Annotated in this window: 16 protein-coding genes, 1 pseudogene and 1 CRISPR repeat array (1 of these 18 only partly in view); of the genes and pseudogenes, 5 read left to right on the top strand and 12 right to left on the bottom strand. The window is 69.4% G+C overall.

Features of this window, described 5'->3' with window-relative positions:
- Nucleotides 1-420: direct repeats of the CRISPR family, unit length 29 nt; unit sequence CGGACCACCCCCACATGCGTGGGGAGAAC; it reaches 768 nt to the left of the window's first position.
- A gap of 56 nt (nt 421-476) precedes the next feature.
- The 3 genes from cas3 to ABD858_RS35210 all read right to left on the bottom strand — a co-directional run bounded on the left by cas3 (nt 477) and on the right by ABD858_RS35210 (nt 7431).
- Nucleotides 477-3287, bottom strand: a complete 2811-nt coding sequence (cas3, locus tag ABD858_RS35220; protein ID WP_345045496.1) for a CRISPR-associated helicase Cas3' — start codon at nt 3285-3287, stop codon at nt 477-479.
- A 902-nt stretch (nt 3288-4189) separates the two neighbouring features.
- Entirely contained in the window at nt 4190-6274 is a 2085-nt protein-coding gene (gene ligA, locus ABD858_RS35215) for an NAD-dependent DNA ligase LigA (RefSeq protein WP_345045494.1), read from the bottom strand.
- Nucleotides 6275-6723: 449 nt separating this feature from the next.
- The gene (locus ABD858_RS35210) at nt 6724-7431 is read right to left on the bottom strand and encodes a PASTA domain-containing protein (protein WP_345045491.1); all 708 of its coding nucleotides are present in this window, start codon (nt 7429-7431) and stop codon (nt 6724-6726) included.
- On the opposite strand from ABD858_RS35210, the gene ABD858_RS35205 reads away from it, so the two are divergent.
- Nucleotides 7420-7611 (top strand): hypothetical protein, encoded by a 192-nt coding sequence (locus ABD858_RS35205; RefSeq protein WP_345045489.1) that lies wholly within the window; start codon nt 7420-7422, stop codon nt 7609-7611. The genes ABD858_RS35210 and ABD858_RS35205 overlap by 12 nt on opposite strands.
- Before the next feature lie 78 nt (nt 7612-7689).
- On the opposite strand, the gene ABD858_RS35200 is transcribed toward ABD858_RS35205, so the two are convergent.
- Nucleotides 7690-8583: a DUF2690 domain-containing protein gene (locus ABD858_RS35200; RefSeq protein ID WP_345045487.1), complete on the bottom strand. Its 894-nt coding sequence runs from the start codon at nt 8581-8583 to the stop codon at nt 7690-7692.
- Nucleotides 8584-8821: 238 nt separating this feature from the next.
- Here ABD858_RS35200 and ABD858_RS35195 point away from each other — a divergent pair, with 238 nt between their 5' ends.
- Entirely contained in the window at nt 8822-9883 is a 1062-nt protein-coding gene (locus tag ABD858_RS35195; protein ID WP_345045485.1) for a peptidoglycan-binding protein, read from the top strand.
- 451 nt (nt 9884-10334) lie between these two features.
- Here the strand turns inward: ABD858_RS35195 and ABD858_RS35190 are convergent, their stop codons facing one another.
- On the bottom strand, nt 10335-11303 hold the full coding sequence (locus ABD858_RS35190) for an endonuclease/exonuclease/phosphatase family protein (RefSeq protein WP_345045483.1): 969 nt from the start codon (nt 11301-11303) through the stop codon (nt 10335-10337).
- 35 nt (nt 11304-11338) lie between these two features.
- Between ABD858_RS35190 and ABD858_RS35185 the strand changes: the two genes are divergently transcribed.
- A complete protein-coding gene (locus ABD858_RS35185; protein WP_345045480.1) occupies nt 11339-11536 on the top strand; it encodes a hypothetical protein in 198 nt (65 codons plus the stop codon).
- A gap of 429 nt (nt 11537-11965) precedes the next feature.
- Here ABD858_RS35185 and mobF read toward each other — a convergent pair whose 3' ends face one another.
- On the bottom strand, nt 11966-12892 hold the full coding sequence (mobF, locus tag ABD858_RS35180; RefSeq protein WP_345045478.1) for a MobF family relaxase: 927 nt from the start codon (nt 12890-12892) through the stop codon (nt 11966-11968).
- Nucleotides 12893-13381: 489 nt separating this feature from the next.
- On the opposite strand from mobF, the gene ABD858_RS35175 reads away from it, so the two are divergent.
- Nucleotides 13382-14692: a UDP-glucose dehydrogenase family protein gene (locus tag ABD858_RS35175; protein ID WP_345045476.1), complete on the top strand. Its 1311-nt coding sequence runs from the start codon at nt 13382-13384 to the stop codon at nt 14690-14692.
- 118 nt (nt 14693-14810) lie between these two features.
- On the opposite strand, the gene ABD858_RS35170 is transcribed toward ABD858_RS35175, so the two are convergent.
- From ABD858_RS35170 to ABD858_RS35145, 6 genes are all read right to left on the bottom strand, one after another.
- Complete coding sequence (locus ABD858_RS35170; RefSeq protein WP_345045473.1) at nt 14811-16367, bottom strand: glycosyltransferase family 4 protein; 1557 nt, start codon at nt 16365-16367, stop codon at nt 14811-14813.
- A gap of 32 nt (nt 16368-16399) precedes the next feature.
- On the bottom strand, nt 16400-17830 hold the full coding sequence (locus ABD858_RS35165; RefSeq protein ID WP_345045471.1) for a Gfo/Idh/MocA family oxidoreductase: 1431 nt from the start codon (nt 17828-17830) through the stop codon (nt 16400-16402).
- Between the two features lie 79 nt (nt 17831-17909).
- Nucleotides 17910-19265, bottom strand: coding sequence for a putative PEP-binding protein (locus tag ABD858_RS35160; protein ID WP_345045467.1), 1356 nt, complete (start codon nt 19263-19265; stop codon nt 17910-17912).
- Entirely contained in the window at nt 19262-20605 is a 1344-nt protein-coding gene (locus ABD858_RS35155) for a UDP-glucose dehydrogenase family protein (RefSeq protein WP_345045464.1), read from the bottom strand. Before ABD858_RS35155 ends, ABD858_RS35160 begins: the two co-directional genes overlap by 4 nt.
- Before the next feature lie 92 nt (nt 20606-20697).
- Complete coding sequence (locus tag ABD858_RS35150; protein ID WP_345045462.1) at nt 20698-21456, bottom strand: class I SAM-dependent methyltransferase; 759 nt, start codon at nt 21454-21456, stop codon at nt 20698-20700.
- A gap of 100 nt (nt 21457-21556) precedes the next feature.
- Nucleotides 21557-21850: a hypothetical protein gene (locus ABD858_RS35145; protein ID WP_345045459.1), complete on the bottom strand. Its 294-nt coding sequence runs from the start codon at nt 21848-21850 to the stop codon at nt 21557-21559.
- Nucleotides 21851-22517: 667 nt separating this feature from the next.
- On the opposite strand from ABD858_RS35145, the pseudogene ABD858_RS35140 reads away from it, so the two are divergent.
- Nucleotides 22518-22725 (top strand): annotated as a pseudogene (locus tag ABD858_RS35140) (hypothetical protein); the annotation flags it as partial.

Genomic DNA, 22725 nt, shown 5'->3' with positions numbered 1-22725 from the left:
TCGGCGACGAGTCCAAGGCCGCGCACGGACCACCCCCACATGCGTGGGGAGAACGGGTCCAGCTTGAGCCCGTCCGGGGTGATCCGCGGACCACCCCCACATGCGTGGGGAGAACGTGCCGGTGGGCCGGATGAGGGGCGGCCGTGGCGGACCACCCCCACATGTGTGGGGAGAACGCCCGGTCGGTGAGCTTGTCGAGGTCGCTCTTCGGACCACCCCCACATGCGTGGGGAGAACTAAGGTATGGGCACCCCATGGGTGCACAGTTACGGACCACCCCCACATGCGTGGGGAGAACGCAGAAGGTAACGTCGGGGCGAGCCATACCGCCGGACCACCCCCACATGCGTGGGGAGAACCTCTCGTTCGCGCCCACCACCACGTAAGAGCGCGGACCACCCCCACATGCGTGGGGAGAACCCTTCGCGACCTGCATGGATGCGAGGGCTTTTCCGTTTCTTTACCGGGCTTACTGGTCATCGGGCTTCGACGATACCGAGTACGGGGTGGAGGTGGAGGTGGCGGCCGCCGATCGGTGGGGCTTCGTAGCCGGATGGCGTGGGGTGGTGGGGCAGGAGGACGAGCCGCTTCAGGCGCGGCTCGCGCGCCCACGTGGTCGGGGGTTGCTGGTCGGGCGTGAGTTGGGTGAGCCAGGCACCGGCGCGCATCGGTACGGCGTAGTTCATGATCTGCCGGACTTGGGCGCGGCTGAACCGTCCGTCGGTGGTGTCTCCGGTGAGGGGGAGCTCGACGGTGTTCTCGGGGTCGAGGAACGGTTGGCCGGTCTTGCTGGTGAAGGTGGGGACGAGGTGGACGCTGTCGGCGCCGAGTCGGGTGGTGATCAGGTCGGGGTCGGCGTTGGAGTCGGTGAGGCGGTGGAGGTTCGCGGTCCGGGTGCGGCCGGGGGCGGGGACCAGGACGAGGCGCGCGATGGCGGCGCGGGCGGCGTCGTCGGCGATCCGGTTGCGGTCAGCGTTGAACAGGGCGTCGGGGGTGCGGGAGGCGAACACGGGGTCGTAGACGGCGTTCACGAGGCGTTGGACGTCGCCGGGGATGTTGATGGGTCCAGTGTGTTGGTCGAGGATTTCGTGGGTGCGGTGGAGGAGGGACTCGGGGTAGACGTCGCCCCAGGGGCCGGGGTGGAAGTCGGCGGCGCCTTGAGCGGTGAGGGGGGAAAGGACAGTCATCCGGGGTTCGGTTCCGGCCCATGCCGGCCGGGTAAGGCCCGCGGCTGCCCAGACTTCGGGGCCGTGGCGGAAGGCGCGTCCGGCGCGCTGCAGGAGCAGGGCGAGGGGGGCGAGGTCGCTGATGATGAGGTCGAAGTCGAGATCGAGAGACTGCTCGATGACCTGGGTGGCGACGATGACGCCGCGGGCCGGACGGTGGGTGGTGGGCTTGTTGACGCGGCCGAACGCAATCTCGGCAGCTTGCGTGTTGGCGGCGCGCTGGTGGGCCGGAAGACGTGCGTGCAGGAGGTGCAGCTCGGTGCTGGTACCGGCGGCGGCGAGAGCGCGGTAGGTGGCCTGAGCCTGGGCGACGGTGGTGCAGATGACCGCGGCGCAGCCGCCGTGTTCGGCGAGCTGGCCGAGTTCGCGGATGATCGCCTGCTCACGCGGGGCGCCGAGTCGGGTGGGGGCAAGGCGGATGTGCAGGTTGCGGCCCCGGCTGGTGCCGACGGGTACGGGCGGGGTGCAGGTCTGGCCGGTAGTGGCGTCGGTGAACGACCAGCCAGGGTAGGCAGGTTCGATCTTGGCGGGCCGGGTGTGTCCGGCACCGGACCGGTAAGCATTGACCAGCCCGGCGGCCGTGTCGCCGGTGAGGGTAGCGGACAGGACGACGACCGGGACCTGCCAGGCGCCGCACCACTCCAGCAGGCGCAGGAGAAGCGCGTGAGTGAACGCATCGTAGGAGTGCGCTTCGTCGATGATGAGAGTCTTCCCGGACAGGCCGAGGTGGCGGAGCTGCCCGTACTTGAGCGGCAGCATCCCCAGCAGGGCCTGGTCGATGGTTCCCGCGGCAAGGTGAGCGAGGAGGCCATGCCGGTTGGACTGCAGGAGCCAGCGGGTTGCCTCAACCGACTGGCCGGTGTCGCCGTGGATGACGCGCGGTTCGGCCTCGCCATCGGGCTGATGCATCCATGAGGAGCCGTGGAGACGGGTGACGGCGCTCGGCAGGTTCGCGGTTGCCCAGTCGACGAGGCGGCCGTGGATCTGGTCGGTAGTGGCCTGCGTCGGCAACGCCAGGTATATGCCGTGCGTACCGGCCGCGCAGCCCATGAGAGACGCGGCATAGAGAGCGGCCTCGGTCTTTCCGTCGCCAGTCGGAGCGGTCACCAGCGTCAGGCCGGCCGCGTCAGCCAGCATGCCGGGCAAGTACGTGGCGATGCTCTGCTGCAGCAGATTCGGCGTGGTGATCGGGATGTAGCCGAACATGTCGGTGAACGAGACGGCCGACCCAGTGAGCACCGGCACTTCGAGCCCGGCCTCCTCGACCAGGCTCCGGGCCTGCTGGCGGCTGGCCTTCGCCCACGCGTGCGCGGCCGCCGAGTCCAGCACGGCGGGCACTCGACGGGCCCGGCGGGCGAGGTGGTGCTCTTGAGAAACGAGCCAGTCAGCAAGGACGATCAGGCCGGTGACGACGGTGATCGCCGCGGCCGGGACCGTCGCGCGCCCGTCGAGGGCGCCCAACGGCGGGGCGCCAGTAATCTCGGCCAGCACCCGGGCGACAGCCTCCCGCTCGGACTGCCACCGTCCCACACCGAGGCCCGGCCAGAACGGGACCGGATCGGCCACCGCACCCGGCACAGTCGGCTCACGAAACCGGCCGTGATGCCCACCGAGGATCTGCCCGGCCACCACCCCGGGCAGCCCGTCCCGCGCACCGCCCGTCACCGGCCAGCCCAGCCCCGCCAGAAGCGACGGCCCAAGCAGCTGCGACGCTGCTTCGTGACGGCCGACCGCCTCCGCATCCACCGCCGGCACTCCCGGAAATCCGCCACCGTGCAGCGCCTCCGCCAGATCCGCCCGGTACGCCTGCCACCCGGGGATCGCCTTCCCGATGTCGTGCAGCCCCGCCCACAACGCCACCACCCGCCGCGCCTCATCCTCGCCGACCCCCAGCCCGGCCGCGATCAGCCGCCGCTGCGCACGGTTGAGGTAGACGTCCCACAGGACATCTGCCATCACGGCCGTATCGATCAGATGGCACAGCAGCGGGTAGTGCGACACACCCGGCGGCAGCCCCTCGGACTTCCCCCAGATACGACACTCGAAAACGTCGTCAGACACGAATCCCTCCCCGAACAGCACCCCCACCAAGCGTGGGGAACACTTCCCCGGCCCACCGGACGTACGACCCTGCCGACGGATCACCCCACGCGCACGTGGGAAGCGCCTCTACCCGCGCCAGGCCACCCGGATCACCCCCACGTACGTGGGGAGCACAGGATGCTGATGTACCGCGTGAACTGCTGGATCGGATCACCCCCACGTACGTGGGGAGCACTGAGGGGCCGTCGGCGTCGGCGTCGGTATCGGCGGATCACCCCCACGTACGTGGGGAGCACTGCCGTAGCCGCCCGGAGGGGCGGAACCCGGCCGGATCACCCCCCACGTACGTGGGGAGCACACATCGACGGACAGATCGCCATCCCACTGCAACGGATCACCCCCACGTACGTGGGGAGCACGGTCCGCCAGTACCTCCTCAGCCTGCTGAACGGCGGATCACCCCCACGTACGTGGGGAGCACGACGCCCGGTACTGGACCATGATGCTGACCGTCGGATCACCCCCACGTACGTGGGGAGCACGACGTGCTGCCTCGGGATGACGAGGGTGTGACCGGATCACCCCCACGTACGTGGGGAGCACCCTTTCTGACCTGTGGAGTCTGCGGGGCTTTGCTGTTTCTTTGTCAATGCTCGTGGTGTTGAGGTCAGCGTACGTGCCGGGTCTGACATGCCGGCACAGTTCCGGTAGTTACCCCTGTCTCGGTCACGTCCGTCGGGTTTGGAAGGGTTCGGCGCAGCCGCGTTGACAGAGCAGCTCGCGCGCGGCAGGCGTGCGTTCCTAGATGATCAATTCCAAGGGATGCCTGCGGAGAGTGTGGGGTGGGTGGCGGCCGAAGCCACCGCGAGACGGTCAGGCGGCGGGCTGCCGGCCCTGGTTGTCGAGGTGGCAGCGGGCGGTCAGGGGGCAAGGTCGGCGAGGAGACCTGCGAACTCGTCGGGCGAGATGATGCGGATGCCGAGGTTCTGGGCCTTGGCGTGTTTGGATCCGGCGCCTTCTCCGGCGACCAGGAGCGAGGTGCGCTTGGAGACGCTGGAGGAGGACCTGCCGCCGGCATGTTCGATGAGTTCGTTCATCTGGTTGCGGCTGAGCTTTTGAAGCGGACCGGTCATGGCGCCGGTGACGACCACGGTCAGGCCGTGAAGCGGTCCCGTCGTCACCGCCTCCGTGTCCGCCGCACCGTCGGCGGCGTTGGTGTCGGCGGTCGGTGTGGCGCCGGGTTCGGTCATGTTCACCCCGGCGGCGACGAGCTTGTCGATGACGGGGGCGAGCTGGACCAGCTCGGCGACGATGACCGGTGCCTTTTCGGTGCCGATGCCGTCGACGTGCTGCATCGCCTCGGCGTCGGCGGCACGGACCGCTTCCATGGTGGCGAAGTGGCGGGCGATGCGCCGGGACATCGACCGTCCGGTGCCGCGTACACCGAGCGCGCACAGCACCCTCGACAGTGGCTGGTTCTTGGCCTGCTCGATCGCGGCGAGGAGGTTGTCGGTGCTGGTCGGCCCCATCCGCTCCAGCGCCAGAAGCTGGTCGCGGGTCAGGGTGAACAGGTCGGCGAAGTCGTGGATGAGGCCGGCGTAGGCGAGCTGGACGACACGGGTCAGGCCGAGGCCTTCGATGTCGAGCTGGTCGCGGCCGGCGGCGTAGGAGACGGAGGCGACCAGGTGGCAGTCGCGGCCGCGTTCGCAGCGCCAGCGCTGCTCGGAGGTGTCAATATCCGAGCCGCACTGCGGGCAGGCATCGGGGAAGGCGATGGGCTGCTCGGCGCCGGTGCGCAGGTGGGCGACGGGGGCTTCGATGCGGGGGATGATGTCGCCGGCCTTGTAGACCATCACGCGGTCGCCGATGCGCAGGTCGCGGCGGGTGATGTCGGCGGGGTTGTGCAGCGTGGCGTAGGTGACGGTGGAGCCTTCGATCTCGACGGGTTCCAGGACGGCCCGGGGAGCGATGATGCCGGTGCGGCCCACGTTCCACTCCACGCCGATCAGGGTGGTGACCTTCTCCACCGCCGGGAGCTTCCACGCGACGGCCCAACGCGGCGCCCTCGAGCCGGATCCGGCCGCCTCCTGGTCGGCCGCCAGGTCGGCCTTGATGACGATGCCGTCGATACCGAACGGCAGCTCGGCGCGCAGCGCAGCGATCTCCTCCACACATCCCTGCACCTGCGCGGTGGTGCCCGCGGTGCGGCCGGGCACCTTGGTGGCAGCCGTGGTGTGCACGCCGAGCACGGCGATAAGGGACATGACGTCGCTGTGTGAGGAGGCGGTCAGGCGTGCCGCGAGGTCCTCGGAGGTGGCCGGCAGCGGCAGGCAGCCATAGCCGAAGAACGTCATCTCAAGGCGGTAGGCGCGGTCCTTGGCCCGCAGCGTGCCCGCCGCGGCGTTGCGCGGATTCGCGAACGGCTCCCCGCCGTGCTCCGCTCGGAGGGCGAGCGCCGTTTCGAACTGGGCGGCCGTCATCAGCACTTCACCGCGTACCTCCAGCGTCACCGGTTCGGCCAGCTGCTCCGGCAGGCCTGTGAGGGTGCCGATGGCGTGGGAGACGTCCTCCCCGGCCGTCCCGTCCCCGCGGGTGAGCAGCTGCACCAGCCGGCCGTCGCGGTAGCGGGCGGCCAGCGCCAGACCGTCCAGCTTCGGCTCGACACTCCACGCAGTGACCGGCCGGCCGATCCGCCGCTGAAGTGACGCCGCCCATGCCTCGAACTGCTCGGCGGAGAACACATTGTCCAGACTCAGCATCGGCTGGACGTGCGGCACATCCCCCTGGGTGGCACCCCCAGCCACCTTCCCCGTCGGCGACTCGGCCAGCACCCGGTCGGGATGCCCGGCCTCCCACGCGGCTATCGCCCGCACCAGACGGTCGTAGGCGTCATCGTCGAGCGGGCTGTCGCCGCCCGCGTAGTAGGCGGCCGCGGCCTTCACCGCGGTCCGGACCGCATCCGCGTACGCGGCGTCGTCGCCAATCACAGCATCGGTGGTTGTCATGACCGCCATCGTGCCCGCCACCACTGACAACGCCGACAACACGCGGGCACGGCGACGGGAGATGCGCTTGGCCGCCCCGTCTTAACAAACGCACCAAGATCGGCGCGCGTGTTCGAGCCGTTGCATGCGCTGGGGCTGCGCGCGGCAGCGTCTTCTTCGCTGGGGGCGGCTCCTGGTCATGCCCGGCTGGCGATCGAGGGGGCACAGGTGCTGTGGTCACCCGTCCGGGCGGTTGCGCACCCGTCGGCGAACCGGCCTGGTGCACGGCCTCGTCGGAGGGGGCATGCGCATCGACGAGCAGCACCTCGCCGAACCCGGGCGCGCCAGCAGGGCAGGACGCCGCCTTCATGGCCTGGGGCCGCAGTGGCGGGCTCAGATCGACAGGACCCACCACAGTGTCGAGGCCCGGGAGGGTACACGCTGGTCTCGGCGCTCCGACCGTGTCGGCGTTACTGCCAGCGGTACGGCTTGACGCTGGGGTCGTAAGAGCAGGTGACCATGGTGCCGTTGGTGGCCTTCAGGGTGCGACCGCGGTCGGCGTTGGGGCAGAACTGTCCGTCAACGACAGGGTGCCCGTTGGAGGTACAGGCATATCCCTGCTTGCCGTCCGGGCAGGTGGTCATGGAGCTTCCGGCAGGCCTGGTGGTGGTCTTTGTTGGGGCAGGCGTGTGGGACTTGACGGGCTGGGGAGCCGAGGTTGTGGGCGGGGTGTAGGCGGGGTCGTTCTTCTGGTGGAGGTAGCCGTGGAAACTGGTGGCGCAGTCACCGGCTTTCTGGGCGAGTTTGACGGTAACGGTGGTGGTGGCGGTGACCTTCGTGCCGGGCGCGGGGCTAATTTCGCAGATGTGCCAGTCGCTGTGGTCGGTGGGAAGTGTGACGTCCTTATGCAGGGCTGTGGCCGTGATGCGCACGGCCGGCAGATCCTGGCCGACGAGTTCTTCCTGCACCTGCCCGTAGGTCTCGCCCTGTAGTACGGGGATGACCGCAGTCTGAGCGGTGCTTGATGCGGACGGCGCGGAGGACGTGGTGATCGCCGTCGGCGCCGCTGCCTTGGAGTCGGCCTGCGTGCCGCTTTCGCATGCGGTCAGGGCGAGGACACCGGCGACGACAGCGGCGGCAGGGACGACGAAGCGAGAAAGCCGCAAGTGCTGGATCATGCCGTCCATCCTTCCGGACTCGCGGCCGTTCAGCGAAATCGAGAATGCGGTACGGCTCCTGAGCGATGGGACGCTCTGCTGAAATCCCTCGACTTCGGCTACGACGACGTGAAGATCACGTTCGGGGAGCTCCTCGACATCCTCGCGACCCAGCAGCCAGCCCCTACCAACCCGGCCTGACCTTGGCCTGGGTGGGGTGGCTGCACCCGTACGGCCACCTCCGGCGCCCAATTCCCCGCTACACGTCAGGGCGGCCGATCATGGTCGAGTGGTGCCGGAGGCAGCCTTGGTGGCGCAGACGGTGCCCCGGCCCTCGACGATGGCGCAGGCGCGGACGCCGCTCAGGTCGTCCACGTGAATCATGCGGGTGTGAGCGTCGTGTCCGGTCTGCTGCCGGTACTCCTGTGAGTTTTCATCGTCGTGCCCGATGGCGAGCGTGATGCGGTCTCCCTGGGAGGTGCCGCTCATCTTGGCCCAGGCGGCGTGGCAGCGGGGACTGTAGCGCAGTTCTACGAGAACTCCGTAGCTACGGCCGCTGTATGCGGTCACGGCATCCTGCGCGCACACCGTGGTGGTCGGCTCCACGGACGTGCAGGAGGCGCCACTGCATGTGGCGGGCGGCGCGGGCCGGGCCGATGCCGCTGATGCCGAAGGGCGGTCCGCCCCTCCGGTTTGGGTGGAGCCGGCGAAGTGCCAGGCCAGGAACGCGACGACCAGGACCACGGCCCCTGAGGCAGCGAGGATCGTCAGCACGGTCCTCTTCCTTCCGGTTTCCGCTGGCACGGGTGAAGACGCTGAGGCCGTCGTGGTTTGGGGTGCTGGTGTCGAGGACAGCTTGGGGCCGCGGCCGCGTTCCATCTCCGCGCGCTGGTGCAGTTCCAGAGCCCGGTCGAGTTCCGTATCGCTCGATGGCGTTTCGGTGGCCTGCGTGCGGATCCGCCAGAGCGCCTGGATCGCCTCGACGGCGGGGAGTGTGGCCCCCGATTCCCATCGTGAGACCGTCGGTTGTTTGGTCCCCAGCTTCTTGGCGACCACGTTCTGGCTCCGGTTGCTCTCCTCGCGCCAGCGCTTGAGTGTCTGCCCCAGCTCGATTCCTGCGGAAGTCGGCGGCTCCTCGCCGCTGTCGGCGTCGTTTCGAGGCTGGGGGTCCACCCGCACGCTCCCTATATCCGGTTCAAAACACCAGGTCAAACCCCATACGCGCTGCCATGTATATGCACGTATGGCCGGTACCGCGCACAGCGTAGAACCGGCTCGGAACATGGTCCAAGGTGGTCGTCAGCCGGAGAGAACGTCCCGGCCAATCCCCTTTCCCGGTAGTCCCTGGCCGCGCCGTGCCCTGGCGCGTCACGGACATGCCCGGAGACATGACACGAAAGGACTAACCATCATGAACGCGAAGTACCGCACGAGCCTGCGGATCGCCGCCGCCACAGCCGCCTGCGCTGGGAGTCTTTCCGTACTCGGCCTGGCCACGCCCGCTGGCACCGCCGCCGCCCACGACGCCGGCACCACCCATCCGGCGCGCCTGGCCCAGCCTCTGAACGCCGCCCACCCGGGCGCGAAGGCCGTTGGCGCCTCGCACGCCCGGCACTGGCCCACGCTGCGCTTCGGCAGCCGCGGGCCGGCGGTCAGCGCAGTACAGCACCTGCTGACCGCGCGGGGGCACGCGGCGAAGGCGGACGGCGTGTTCGGCTCCCGCACCGCGGCCGCGGTGAAGGCCTTCCAGCGCCAGCACCACCTCAACCCCGACGGCGCCGTCGGCACCAACACCTGGAACGCGCTGATCGTCACCGTGCGCCCCGGCAGCCGCGGGCACGCGGTCACTGCGGCCCAGCAGCTCCTGACCGCGCGGGGGCACGCGGCGAAGGCAGATGGCGTGTTCGGCTCCCGCACCGCGGCCGCGGTGAAGGCCTTCCAGCGCCAGCACCACCTCATCCCCGACGGCGCCGTCGGACCCGACACCTGGAACGCCCTGGTGAACGGCCTCGCCAGCACCACGCCCGCTCCGCGCGGGTACGTGCTGAAGTTCATCAAGAACTGGAACGCTCCGGGCAACTCGAAACTCGCCCTCTACCACGACGGCCAGCTCATCAAGAGCTACCGTGCCGGGTCCGGCATGGGCAGCACGAACGAGTGTGCCAAGGAACGCGGTTGGCTGCCCAGCGGCACCTACAAGATCCTCGGGCACCAGACCAACCGCGACACTGCGATCAAGGGCTACGCCATCCACCTCGCTGACAAGACCTGCCACCCCGAGCACGGCCAGACGGCCGTCCTGCGCGGCGATCTGTTCATCCACAGCAACATGACCAAGAACGGCGCCAGCCGATGGCACGGCAGCTACAAGTCCAAGGGCTGCATCAAGCTCGCCCCCGCCGACATCAAGAACCTGTTCGCCCACCTGAACCAGGCCCACTGGCCCAAGAACCTGACCCTCCAGGTCAGCTGACACAACTACCCATCAGGTAGGGGCTTCCCGGGCACAGCGCCTGGGAAGCCCGCGTCGCATGGACAGCAGCGGTGGTCGGGTACCGTCACCGCGACGCCAGCGTCGCCGCATCCGGCCGGCAGTAAGGAGCGGATCCGATGACCCCCGATGCGCTCCCGTCGGTCCGAGACTTCCTCCACCTCCCGCTCCTGGCCGGACCCAGCAGGTGTCAGCCCACCCTTGCGCCCCGGTGCGGCGCGGGGCCGTACCGGGGCGCGGGGGTTCGTCAGGCGGTAAGAACGACATGCGGAACTCCGCCGCAGGACGGATCCAGGTCGACGGTGACCGTCTGCGTGTCACCGTGGACAGTGAAGACAGTGACCCAGGACGCGGTGTCGCGCTGAATCGCCAGGGCCTTGCGAGCAGCGTCGAGCGGATCGGCCGCGCCCAGGTCGATCTCCCCGAAGGCTGGCTAGAGGTTGAACGTGGCCACCACGGGCGAGTGGTCGGACGGCTTGTCGTGCGGCGCGGCCGGGTGCGTGGCCACGACGGACGGCAGCTTGTTGGTTGCGGTGTGGACTTCCTGAAGCTTGCCCAACAGGGAGTGGCTGATGAGGATGTGGTCGATGAGCTCGTGCTGGCCTTCGAAGACGCGGGAGTAGCCGCCTTGTTCGAGGATGCGCGGGGCGAGATTCCACAGCCGTTTGGCGTCGCCCTGGTCGGGGTGGTCGAAGCCGCCGGTGCCGATCTGCGAACCGGGCGGGCCGTAGAGGATTTGGGTGGTGGCAGCCTGCCAGTCGTCGTTGAAGTCGCCCAGCACGATGACATCGCGGTTGGTGCCCTCGCCCTGGAGCAGCTCGTCGGCCAGGGCGCGCATGGTGACGGCTTCGGCGCTGCGGCGGAAGAGGGCGTAGGCGGCGTAGCGGGCGCGCAGGCCTTCGTCGTGGGTGCTGTGCTGGTTGCCGGGGAAGGTCAACAGCTTCGATTTGAGGTGGCACACGGCCACGTGGAGACTCTTGCCGGGGGCCGGCTCTACGCGGACGGCCAGGCCGCCGCGGCCCATCTCGTGGATGGTGCTGGCGTCGTCCTCGACCTGGACCGCGCCGAGGTGGGCGGGGAAGTTGACGCGCTGCTGGATGTCGAGCAGGGGCCAGCGGCTGATGACGCCCACCCGGATGCCGCGACCGTCGGGGTGGTCCGAGATGGCGGTGTGCCAGGTTCCCGTCAGCTTCTTCACCAGGTCCTCCAGGGTTTCCTGGCTGCCAACCTCCTGCACCCCGAGCAAGTCCGGCCCGATCTCGGTGATCACCCCGCCCAGGGCGTCGACCTTGTCCTCGTAGGCGGCGTCGTCCTTGGCTGCACACTTGGTGGTGGAGGGTGGGCTGCCCGGTGGCAGCGGCCGACAGAAGTTCTCCAGGTTCCACGTCCCGATGATGCTCACCGCTACTCCCCACATCGTCGACTAGGGTGCGACCAGTGTTTCGGCCGCAATCCAGACAGCCCAGTCCCAGGCCGGAACGCGCCTCCAGATTCACCCGACCGCGGGAGATCGCCGAGCTCGGCCTGGACGAGTCGAAGAACTTCGTGAAGCTCCGGCAGACAGTGCGCCAGGCCCTCGCCGAGTCCCCGTATGCCGAAGAGCTGGACCAGTTGGTGCGGCTGCTCCTTGAGTAGGCCCGGGCAGTCTGCTCGCGCTGAAACGGCGGACCAGCCTCACGATCCATTCAGGGCCGACGGCAGGTTCAGGTAGTCCTCCGTGGGGTCCAGCCTGGTGGTGAGCACCAGTGGTTGCCAGAGGCGTATCGGCTCCAGGTGCCTCCGGCTTCGGAGGCCAGCTTGGCCGTGGTAACCCGGTGATAGCTCAGAGCCTCCGCGACGACCGGGGCGGGCATCTCCAGGACGTGCTGTCGGATCGCGGCGGTGCGGCCGGCGGTGGTGGGGATGCCGAGGTCGTTGAGGATGGCCGCAAGGACGTCGGGGTGAAGTGGTTGCCCGGCTCGGCGGCCGCCGGAAGAGTAACCCCCTTTCCACATTCGCGACTGCACGTGTGGCTGCGGCGAGACCACCGCCCACGACCTCGTTCCCGGCCACGAACTCCGCGTCTCACACGAGACTGACAGACAGGGTCCAGACCCGGGTCCGCAAGCACTTCGGTGGCTCCGCGCTCACCTTCATCACCTGGTTCGACGCCGAACTCCCGGCCGTGTGACCTGACGGACCACAGACACGGGACGGTCGCAGGCCCGGCGTCACCTCCCGGGGCACGGTCGCCAGGCCCAGCTCTTCACACACCTCGGTCGTCATCGTGAGGGTGTAGAGCGTCCCGGCCGCCACGACGTGCTGGTACAGGCGGCGGGTGTCGAGGGCGCCCCACACAGGCTCTCCGTCGTCGTCCAGGCGCTGCACCCGGTTCAGGATCAGGCAGTGGTCATGGAGTAGAGGGAAACCGTCTCTGTTGTCGAAGTGCCGGTACGCCGCGACGGCCAGGGTCGGCGTCTTTGCACGCTCGCGGCCGGAGGACCACCGGGTCTCCGCGACCTCATCCTCCAGCCACTGCAGCACAGTGGCGATGGCCCGTTCGTGCGCCTGCTCGATGACCCGGCACGTCTTCTCGTCTCCCAGCGCCCACAGGACGATCAGGGATGCCTGCGGGCGGAACACGAAGTCGAGCGCGAGCAGCGGGATCTGCTTCCGCTTCTCGATGTCCTCGATCGGCTGCCCGAGGACCGTGGCCAGCCGCGCCGTCTCCAGGTCGGCGCCGTCGTCCAGAAGCTCGCGCTCGATGCGGTCGGCATCCGGGTGCCGACCCTGCCCGAACAGCAGCTCCATCTGTCGCTGCGTCACCGTCTGCCCGGCGGTGAACCCGAGGGCAGGCAGGCCGCGCCCCATCCACACCCCAGGCGGGAGCCCGGCCTGCTCCTGGGCGTCCTTCATCGGCGTGCGGGCCGGACGGCGACCGTCCCCGAAGGCCACCCCACGCACGTAGTACCGCCAGGCGTTACGCCTCTGGACCTTCGCAACGCTAATCATCCCCACAGGGAAAACCGGCTCTGACCTGCGAAAAAGAGCGATCCCGTGGGGCGGGAGGGTTCACCAGAACTTCACGGCCGATCCCGCACGGCGGGCACCAGCGGCGACGTCACGCCCGCCCGGCGAACAACGCCTTTCGCACCCGCTGCCCCTACAGAGGGCCATGCAAATGCTGCGCGGCAGCCGGCCACCCACGCCTCAACACCCAACAACCGACAGCAGACGACTCCCCGTCAATGGCGGAAGGGGGTGCTTATGTCGTAAACACCCCCTTCCCAGCTCGGCTCTACACCTCGGGTGGGGAGGGCTCCGTGGCGCGAGAGCTTACGACGTAAGCACTTGAACGCGGAAGTGCAACACACGCTGCTGGGGACTGCCCCGTCACACCCCAGCCACGACACAGGCCCAACAAACACGCTCACAGCGTGCTCTATGGTCGGATGGGGCTGAGGGGCAGGGCGTCTCGACGCCAGAAGGGTGAACGGACCAATGCTGGAGAAACGCCGAATCGCTGTTTTCGGTGCGGGCTACATCGGCCTCGTGACCGGCGCCTGCTTCGCCAAGCTGGGGCATAAGGTCGTCGTTCGTGACATTCAAAAGGAGCGCATCGACATTCTCCACAACGGCGGTGTCCCAATCCATGAGGACGGGTTGGGCGAGTTGGTCGCGGAGAACACCGACCGCCTGACGTTCACCCTCGACGCCGAGGAAGCCGTCCGGGATGCGGACGTCGTGTACGTGTGTGTGGACACCCCTTCGACACCGTCCGGGGACGCCGACCTGTCCAGGATTTTCCAGGTCATCGACGCATTGCGCGGGGCCCGTCATCTGGCCGCCGTGGTGGTCAAGAGCACGGTTCCCGTGGGTACCGGTGCGCGGGTCAGGGCTGCGATGGACCGGGCGGGACTCCAGCACGTCGGGTACGCCTCGAACCCCGAGTTCACCGCCGAGGGACAGGCGGTGCGGGACTTCATGCACCCGGATCGAGTGGTGATCGGCGCCGATGATCCCGAGATCGCGAAGCTGGTCGCGCAGCTGCACGAGGGTGTGGACGGACCGGTCGTCGAGATGGACATTCCGTCGGCGGAAATGGTGAAGCTGGCCGCCAACGCACTCCTGGCCACAAAGATCAGTTTTACTAATGAGATCGCGACGGTCTGTGAGGCGACGGGCGCCGACGTTGAGCACGTCGTTCGTGCGGTGGGCCTCGACCACCGGCTCGGGCCGCACTACATGAGACCTGGTGTGGGGTGGGGCGGCAGCTGCTTTCCCAAGGATTCCCGGGCGTTGCGGGCCATGGCCAGCAATTCCGGGTACTCGTTCCAGATGCTCAGCTCCGTGATCGAGGTGAACGACCTCCAGCCGCGGCGGGCGGTCCAGCGGTTGAAGGACGAGCTGGACGGCTTTCTCCATGACCGGACCGTCGCTTTGTTGGGCATCGCGTTCAAGCCGGGAACGGATGACGTGCGCGAGGCCCCGAGCACGATCCTCGCCTCCCGGCTCCTGGCCGAGGGTGCTGCGGTCCGCTGCTGGGATCCACTCGCCCGCCCGCTCGATACCGTTCCGTGGTCGTCGACCACTCGCTATGCCACGCCTGTGGAAGCCATGACCGGCGCGGACGCGGTGATCATCGTGACGGACTGGCCGGAGCTGCGGGATGTCTCCTGGGACCGGGCGGCGGCCGCGATGGCTCGCCCGCTGATCTTCGACGGACGTAATCTGCTCGACCCGCAGCGGATGGGCTCGCTCGGCTTCACTTACATGAGCGTGGGCCGAAGGACAGTACGCGGCACGGCGTGACCTTCCGGCCCGTCCGGCGATCGTGAGCGGTTGCCGAGCGGGGCCGGAGTACGTCGCTGGGCCGGGTCTGTCGAGATCTCGACGGACCCGGCCCAGCGACGTACTCCGGCCGTGGTCTCTATGCGTGGGCGCTTGCCAGGACGCGGTCGTACATCTGCGCATACCGTTCGGCGATGGTGGTCCAGCTGTAGTGCTGCACGACGAAGTCGCGGGCGTTGCGTCCCCGGCGTGCGATCTCCTCAGGGTGGGTGAGGGCGCTCAGCAAAGTGGCGTGCAGGTCGTCCGCATTGCCAGGGGCGGGTAGCCACCCGGTGGGCCGGGGGCCGCCGGGTCGGACGAAGCCGAGGGGGCCGCCGCTGGCCGAGGCGACGACGGGGATTCCGGAGGCCATCGCCTCCAGGTAGACCAGCCCGAAGGGTTCGTTCACGGAAGGGGCCGTGAACAGGTCGCATGCGTTCAGGCCGTCGACTAGGTCGCTGTGGGGGTGCCATCCGGCGAAGTACACGTCGTCGGTGATGCCCAGGCGGCTGGCCAGGGTGTGCGGGTGCTCGCCCTCCCACTCGCCGGGATAGCCGCCCAAGACGAGGAGGACTGGGCGGATTGGTGCGCTCTCTCGGAGGGCGGCGAAGCTGTTGAGGAGTAGGTCCAGGTGCTTGAAGCGCAGGAAGCGGCCCATCCACAGCAGCAGGGGGCGCCGTTGGCCGTCACTGTCGCGGAGCATGTGGTCGATGTCGGAGGGCGAGTAGGCGATGGTGCCGGGGCCGTGGTGGGGAAGCCACCCCTGCGGGTCCTTAACCAGCCAGCGGTGCAGGAGGGTGCGCTTGTCGGTGTCACTGAGGGTGGGGCCGGGCCGGAAGCGGGTGATGTCAACCCCGTTGGGAATGATTTCGAGTCGATTGTCGGGGATGTGTAGGAGTGTCTGTGCGAGGACGCGGTCCTGCTCGGAGATGACGACGATGCGCTCGCTGCGGTGGGCGTGTTCCCGCAGGGTTCTGGTCCAGAAGCCGGCCTGGATCCAGTTGTCCCATCGGTCGCAAAACAGATCCTCGGCGTTGCGTGCGGCCGGTTCGGCGCGCTGACCGATGCGGGAGAGCAGTGCGCGTGGGTTCGTCCGGAAGCGGTGACCGAGTTTGGCGACGGTCAGGCCGTGGTCGGCGGCCAGGCGCATGCGGCGCTGCGCGGCGTGGAGGAACTTCAGGTCGGTGCCGTGGAGGGTTGTGACGACGGTGCGGCCGAGGCGGTGGGCGGCGGCGTGCTGGGGTGTGAGGTGGTGCAGGTGGAGCAGGCCGCCCGTGCCGGCGTCGTGTGCGGCGAACTGTCTCGTCCAGTAGTCCTCGATGAGTGTGTTGGTGCGGGGTGACACCGCGGAGAAGACCCGGTCCGGCGCGTCGGTGCGGTCCTCGTAGGAGGGGTGCAGGGGAACGGGTTCCTCCAGGGGGTCCCGGCCGGCGGTGTGGGCGGCGGCGGCAGGGCTGTAGTCGGAGGCGATCAGGTGGGCCGGATCGTAGAAGGACCCCGCGTGCGAGGTGACCCCGGGGGCGCCGAGTGATCCTGCGAAGACCCGAGAGGGGCGCCCTTGGGCGCGGAGCTGTTCCGTCAGGTACTTCACGACCAGGGACGATCCCCCGCGGGGGTAGAAGAGGATGCCGTGGTCCACGGTGCCTTGCGCGTTCATGGTGGCCTCCTTGTTTGTGGATGTGCTGCGCGTCAGGGCATTTCGACGAGGACCGACGGGCAGGGGCGCGCGTCGTGGTGGTGGGCCGCGATCAGCTCATACATGGCGGCGAACACACGGTGGGTGAGGACCTGTCCGTCGAGGAAGGCGATCTTGTCGGTGACGGTCGGCTCTGGGGTGCCGCTGGCGGCCATCGTGATGAAGGCCGTGGTGATGTCCCGGGGGGTGACGCCGCTGTTGTCGTGGGCGTCCTCGTAGACGGTCTCCAGTCGTCCCGTGCCGCCGACGAGCGGGTTGCGTCGGTGCTCCAGACGGATTTGGTACGCCTCGCCGGCCGCGTCGTTCTTGGTCAGGCGCAGGTGCTGAAGGTTGCCCTGGTGCAGGTCCATGACGTACTGCGACATTCGCCCCTTCTCGCGGTAGGCGACGGCGCCCTTAGCGTCGAGGGCCAGCACACCCACGCTGCGGTTGGAGCAGGAGTTGGTGGTGAAGCTGTAGGTGAGGACTCCGAGGGACTGCTGTTGGGAGTTGAGTAGTTCCACGGTGAAAGCGAAGTCCATCTCGGCCAGGGCGATGCGGTCGGTGAGTTCCACAGCGGGGAGCTCAGCCTCGGACAGGGGCCGCAGGAGCGTGCCGAGGACGTCGTTGAGTCCGGTCGCCAGGTGGTCACCGACACGGCGGACGTACTGAAGGGTCAGGCGCAGGCCGGTGATCTGGCCGGGGGCGAGCAGGAGGTAGCGGGTCATCTCGTCGAGGTAGTGGTAGCTGGAGAAGGACAGCGCGCCCACGCCGTGCCTGTAGCCGTGCGCGTTGCCGAGCGCGTACTCCTCGGGCAGGCGGAAGTGGCCGCCAAAGACGTCGATGTGGCCCATGGTCAGGGACTGCTTATGGGTGTCGTGGAGATCCCGGATCAGCGCGCCGACGCGTATGAAGGCGTCGTTGGCGCGTCGCCGCAGGGGCACCGCGAACAGGTGGTCGGGCTGCGCGCGGTGGGCGTGGAGCAGCGTGTCGAACCGGCGGCGGATCTCGGCGGCGCGGTCGGGGTTGAAGGCGGCGTCCTCGACGCAGATGATCGGCTTGTCGCACAGGACGTGGATGCCCTGGTCCGTTGCCCACTTCAGGTAGGGGAAGTGGGCGATGGGGTCGCAGGCGACGACGACCATGTCGAAGTGGTCTTCGCGGTGGGCCTGCTGCAGTCGACGCTCCAGTGTTTCGGTCGGCTCGCCCGGCTGGGGTTGGACCCACGCGGGGCGGTCCTGCGTCACGACGGAGTTCAGGTGGGGCATGTGCCCCAGGAGCGAGGGGTCGTAGGGGTCGCGGGGGTCGCAGATGGCGGCCACGCGGACGGGGAAGCCGTGCTTTTTGAGGGTGAGGATGGCCGGTATGTGGTTCTCGGCTGCGGCCCAGTGGCCGCAGCCGCCGACGAGCAGGATGCTGATCGGTCGCAGTGGGCGTGAGGACATGGTGTGGTCCCTTCGGGGCCCGCCGTACGGGTGGCGGCGGGCGCGGGTGGGGAGTGGGGCGGGAGGCGGGGCGGTGTGTTCAGAGGTCGAGCAGCGTGGTGACGAGGCCCCGCAGGTGCCGGCTGCCGCCGGTGTCGAGCGCGTGGTCGCGGATCGTGCGCAGGCTGGATGCGTCGGCCCGGCACAGTGCGTCGCGCACGTCGGGGAGGTGGGGCAGGGCGACCGTGAGGGCGGTAACGCCCAGGGCCGCCAGGACGACGGCGCCCACAGGGTCGCCGGCCAGTGCCCCGCATGCGGACACGGCAACGCCGCCCGCGGAGCCGGTCTTGGCCACCGACCGCACGGTGCGGGTGACGGCGACGTGCAGGGGGTTGATGTCGTGGGCAAGGGCCGGATTGGTGCGTGAGGTCGCCAAGAGGTACTGGGCGAGGTCGTTGGTGCCGATGCTGAGGAAGTCGACGTGCTCGATGAATTGGTCGGCGGCCAGGGCGCAGGCCGGGACCTCGACCATCACTCCCAGGGGGAGGTGGGGGGCCGCCAGCTCGGCTTGGACCTCTCGTGCTGTCTGCGCGGCCTGGGTGAACTCCTCGACGCGGGTCACCATCGGGAACATCAGGCGCAAGCGGGCCCCGTCGTCGCGGGCGGCACGGTAGGCCGCCCGCAGTTGCGGCAGGAACAGGTCTGGTCGGCGCAGACTCAGGCGCAGGCCCCGCATCCCGAGGAAGGGGTTGGCCTCGCGGGGCAGGTTCAGCGCCGGCATGTCCTTGTCGCCGCCGATGTCCAGCGTGCGCAGCGTCACGGGCGCGTCTTCGACGGCACGGGCGATCTCGCGGTAGGCCCGGTAGTGCTGGTTCTCGTCGGTGAGGTCTTGTTCGTGGCCGAGGAACAGCAGCTCGGTGGCGAGGAGGCCGATGCCGTGGGCGCCGGCCGCGCGCAGCTCGGCGGCCTGAGACGGGCGCATGATCGTTGCGGTGAGGGTGACCGGTGGGGTCCCGGCGGCGGCGCGGGCTCGGGCTCGGGCCTGTGCGAGGGCGCGGTCCCGGTAGGCGGTCGCGGCGTCCAGGTCGCTGCCGGCCAATCCGGCGTAGAGGATGCCGGTGTCGCCGTCAAGGGCGCACATCTGCCCCCCGGGCACGGCCAGCACCCCGTCCCCGGCGGCAACCACGGTGGGGATGCCCAGGCTGTAGGCGACCTGCACGGCGTGGGAGGTCGGGCCTCCGGCGCTCGTGCAGAACGCGGCGATCTCGCTCAGGTCAAATGCCGCCGTGTCTGCGGGTGTCAGGTCGCGGGCGATCAGAATGTGGGGCCCCTTGGCGGGCGGCCGGACCTGGGCGTGCAGGTGCCGCACCGGGGCCACGACGAAGCCGCGGGTGCCGCCAACACCGTGGTGAACAGTGGATCTTCCGAGCGCGAGGGGCGGGTTGCTCTTGGTCATCGGCCAGCTCCGAGCGCGGGGCGGACGTGGCCGAGGAGCTCGTGGCTCCAGCCGGCCTCCCGCCAGCGCTGCGGGTCCAGACAGCGGCGGGCGTCGATGACCGTACGGGGCTCGGCGTGAGCGGTGAGCGCGGCAGGATCGAGGTTGCTGAACTCCTGCCAGTCCGTCAGGACCATGAGCAAATCGGCCCCTTCAGCGGCGCCCTGCGCGGTGTCCACCACCGTGAGATCGGGATGGAGTCGGCCGACCAGGGCGTTGACGCTCGGGTCGTAGATGCGCACCTTCGCTCCGGCCCGGTGCAGCCGCACAGCCACGTCAAGGGCGGGCGAGTCGCTGATGTCGCCCACCCCGGGCTTGAAGCTGGCGCCCCACACCGCGACCGTCGCGTCGGCCAGGTCCCCGAGCACGGCGCGCGCGTGGTCGACGGCCATGGCCCGGCGGGCGGTGTTGACCTCGTCGACGAGCGAGAGGAACCGGGACGTCGCGCGGGCTCCGAGTTCCTCTGCCCGGTCGGCGAAGGCACGGATGTCCTTGCCCAGGCAGGAGCCGCCCCACCCGAGGCCCGGCGTCAACCCGAACCCGCCGATGCGGGGGTCCAGACCCAGGGAGCGGGAGACGACAGCCATGTCCGCACCGGTGGCCCGGCACATGTCGTCCACGAGGTTGACGAAAGAGATCTTCGTCGACAGGAAGGCGTTGGCCGCCGCCTTCGTCAGGTCCGCAGTGACGAAGTCGGTGACCAGCAGGTCGACCCCGGCATCCAGGAAAGGGGCCCACGCCCGACGAGCGACCGCCTCGACTGCCTCACGGTCCTTGGGCGAGGTGCCGAGCACGAGCCGGGCCGGGCGCAGCGTCGTCTCCATGGACAGGGCCTCGCGCAGGAAGTCCGGGCTCCACCCGATCAGCGCCTGCACACCCGGCGGCGTGACGTCGGCGGCCAGGGCGGCCATCCGCTGCGCGGTACCGACCGGAACGGTCGACTTCCCGATGAGGACGACGTCGCGGGTCAGCCGTCGGGCGATCTGCTGGATGCCGTCCCCGACGGCCGTGACGTCCATCGTCGCGCCGTCGGGCTTCTGCGGTGTCGGCACGGCGAGGAAGAACAGCTCACCGTGGGCGACCGCCTCGTCGAAGGAGTCGGTGAACCGCAGCCGGCCCGCATCGACGTTCTTGCGGATGTAGTCGGTCACGCCGGGCTCGTCGAACGGGCATCGGCCGTCCTGGAGCGCCGCGAGCGCCTCCGGGTTGATCTCCATGCCCACGACGTCGTGTCCCACCTCGGCCAGCGCGACGGTGTAGGGGGTGCCCAGTCGGCCGCATCCGACGACGGTGATCTTCATGAGTCCTCCGGGAGTCCCGGCCCGCCTACCTGGGCGGGTCCTGTGGTGGATGGGAGGCCGCCGCCGTCGAGGCGGCCGGTGACGAGCGGTGGTCAGCGGGATTCGGGGCGACGCCCCACGATCACCGCGGCCTGCAAGGTGGTGGTGAACAGCCCGCTGGGCTGCACGGTGCTCAGCGTCGATCGCAGGTCGGCCTCGAACGCCTCCTGCCTCTCGCCGAGGGTTGCCGCCGACGAGTAGGCGAAGGTGTGTTGCAGGCCCACGAGTTCGTCCAGCGTGTACGCGCGCCGGTAGTCGGCCCTCAGCACGGCCACGCGGCAAAACGGCGACGCGCGCACCACAGCCTCGTGTCCCACCTCGAGGCGGACGTACGGGGTGCTCGGGCCCGCGAGGTCCGCCGCGCCGAGGTGCTTCTCACGCAGCTTGACCAGCAGCGGGTGCCACCATTCCCTCGGTGTCCCGGGGGCCCGGTAGCCGACGACGGCGACGAACCCGCCCGGCCGCACGACCTTGTCGAGGGCCATGAGGACCCGCTGGCGGTCGAGCCAGTGGAAGGCGTCGGCGATGACCGCGCCGTCGAAGGTGCCCAGGCGGTCGATGTGATCCACCGTGGCGGCGTCCACGCACCGCCACTCGACCGCCTCGGACAGGCCCCGTTGCTCGGCCCACTTGCGGCCCTCGTCCAGCATCTCCTGCGACGCGTCCACCCCCGTGATCCGCATCCCGCGCTCCGCCAGGTCCAGGGCAAGGGTTCCCGGACCGCAGCCCAGGTCCAGGACGCGGGCCGGTGAGGGGCCGAGGTGGGTCAGGTAGTCGACGACCACGGGGTCGTGCTGTCGGCGGAACTTCACGTAGGGCTGCCCGCAGGAGGCGAAGATCCCCCCGGGTCGGCGTACATCGCGTCGCTGTGGACGGCGACCCCCATCGGGTCTCCCGAGCACACTGTGGAGCTCATCTGGGCACCTCCGATGTCGGAAAGGTCGTCAGGAACGGGCCCCTGCACTCGGGGCGTTCGATCACCGCCGCGTCGAACCCGGCCGGATCGTCCGGGGACGCGGTGGGCCGGTAGGTGCTGTCCCGCAGCAGCGGCCCCAACTCGGCCGCGGCGACGTCCTCGATGGGCGAGCTGCCGCACGCCAGGGCCTCGGCCCGGCGCGCGTCGGTGTCGAACCCCACCACGCGGTGGCCCGTCTGAGCGGCGCGCACCGCCAGGGGGAGGCCTACGTAGCCCTGGCCGACCACCACAACCCGAAGGGAACTCCTATCAAGGCAGCCGGCTTGCTGCGCAACCGCTCCGGCCGCGACCGGCACTCGCGTACCGACTGGTGTGCACACACTGAACATGGCGCTCCTCAAGATCGAAGAACCGAAGGGCCGCCCTTCCCCGCCGGCTGTACGACCGCCGCGGGGAACCGGCCCGCATGACGACGGGCCCGGACACCTGCCCCGTGACACCGCCAGGCCGCCAGCCCGAACAGCACGGCCGCGAACACCCGCCAGTACAGCCACGCAATGCGCTGGCGATAACCCCGTCGTGGGGCCCCCATGGTGGGTATGGTCTGAGCCTGACGCTCCGTCATTCCACGAGACTCAGGGGGACTTGTGGACGACTTGCCGCACCATCTGTTGGCCGACCCCGCCTTCATCCGAGCCCTACGCGAGCGGGACTTCACCAAGGTCTTCGCCATGGCGCACGAAGCGGGGATCTCCTTCAACGGATCGCCGAAGCCTGCGCGCTCAAGTCCGAGCGTGTCAGCCAGATCGCGCGGGGCACCACATCTGTCACGGCTCTGGCTACTGTCGAGCGAATCGCTGGCGGTCTGCGCATTCCCGGTGCCCTACTGGGCTCGCTGCGCAACCCTGGGAGGACACCGCCGCTCTCAGCACGGAGTCCCACCATGGAGATGATCCGATGAAGCGCCGCAACCTGCTTCGTGGCGCGCTCGCCGCCGGCCTCACCGCTCCGGCGCTCGCCGCCCTCACCGCCGCCCGCACCGACGTCGACCAGACCCTCTCCCCCGACGCGCCCCAGGATCTCGCCGATCTGGAGGCCGCAGCCGAGAGCTATGGGTACGGCTACCACGGCCAGCAGCCCACCCGCGTTCTGGCCGACCTGGTCT

The organism is Streptomyces sannanensis (assembly GCF_039536205.1).
Classification (GTDB): domain Bacteria; phylum Actinomycetota; class Actinomycetes; order Streptomycetales; family Streptomycetaceae; genus Streptomyces; species Streptomyces sannanensis.
The sequence above is the reverse complement of the archived record's forward strand: the minus strand, read 5'-3'. Positions and strand labels throughout refer to the sequence as shown.

Bases quoted from the DNA above. Each gene is read 5' to 3' on its own strand.
- ABD858_RS35165 (WP_345045471.1), bottom strand. From the start codon at position 17,830: ATGTCCTCACGCCCACTGCGACCGATCAGCATCCTGCTCGTCGGCGGC.
- mobF (WP_345045478.1), bottom strand. From the start codon at position 12,892: ATGATTAGCGTTGCGAAGGTCCAGAGGCGTAACGCCTGGCGGTACTAC.
- ABD858_RS35175 (WP_345045476.1), top strand. From the start codon at position 13,382: ATGCTGGAGAAACGCCGAATCGCTGTTTTCGGTGCGGGCTACATCGGC.
- ABD858_RS35210 (WP_345045491.1), bottom strand. From the start codon at position 7,431: ATGATCCAGCACTTGCGGCTTTCTCGCTTCGTCGTCCCTGCCGCCGCT.
- ABD858_RS35195 (WP_345045485.1), top strand. From the start codon at position 8,822: ATGAACGCGAAGTACCGCACGAGCCTGCGGATCGCCGCCGCCACAGCC.
- ligA (WP_345045494.1), bottom strand. From the start codon at position 6,274: ATGACAACCACCGATGCTGTGATTGGCGACGACGCCGCGTACGCGGAT.
- ABD858_RS35155 (WP_345045464.1), bottom strand. From the start codon at position 20,605: ATGAAGATCACCGTCGTCGGATGCGGCCGACTGGGCACCCCCTACACC.
- ABD858_RS35170 (WP_345045473.1), bottom strand. From the start codon at position 16,367: ATGAACGCGCAAGGCACCGTGGACCACGGCATCCTCTTCTACCCCCGC.
- ABD858_RS35160 (WP_345045467.1), bottom strand. From the start codon at position 19,265: ATGACCAAGAGCAACCCGCCCCTCGCGCTCGGAAGATCCACTGTTCAC.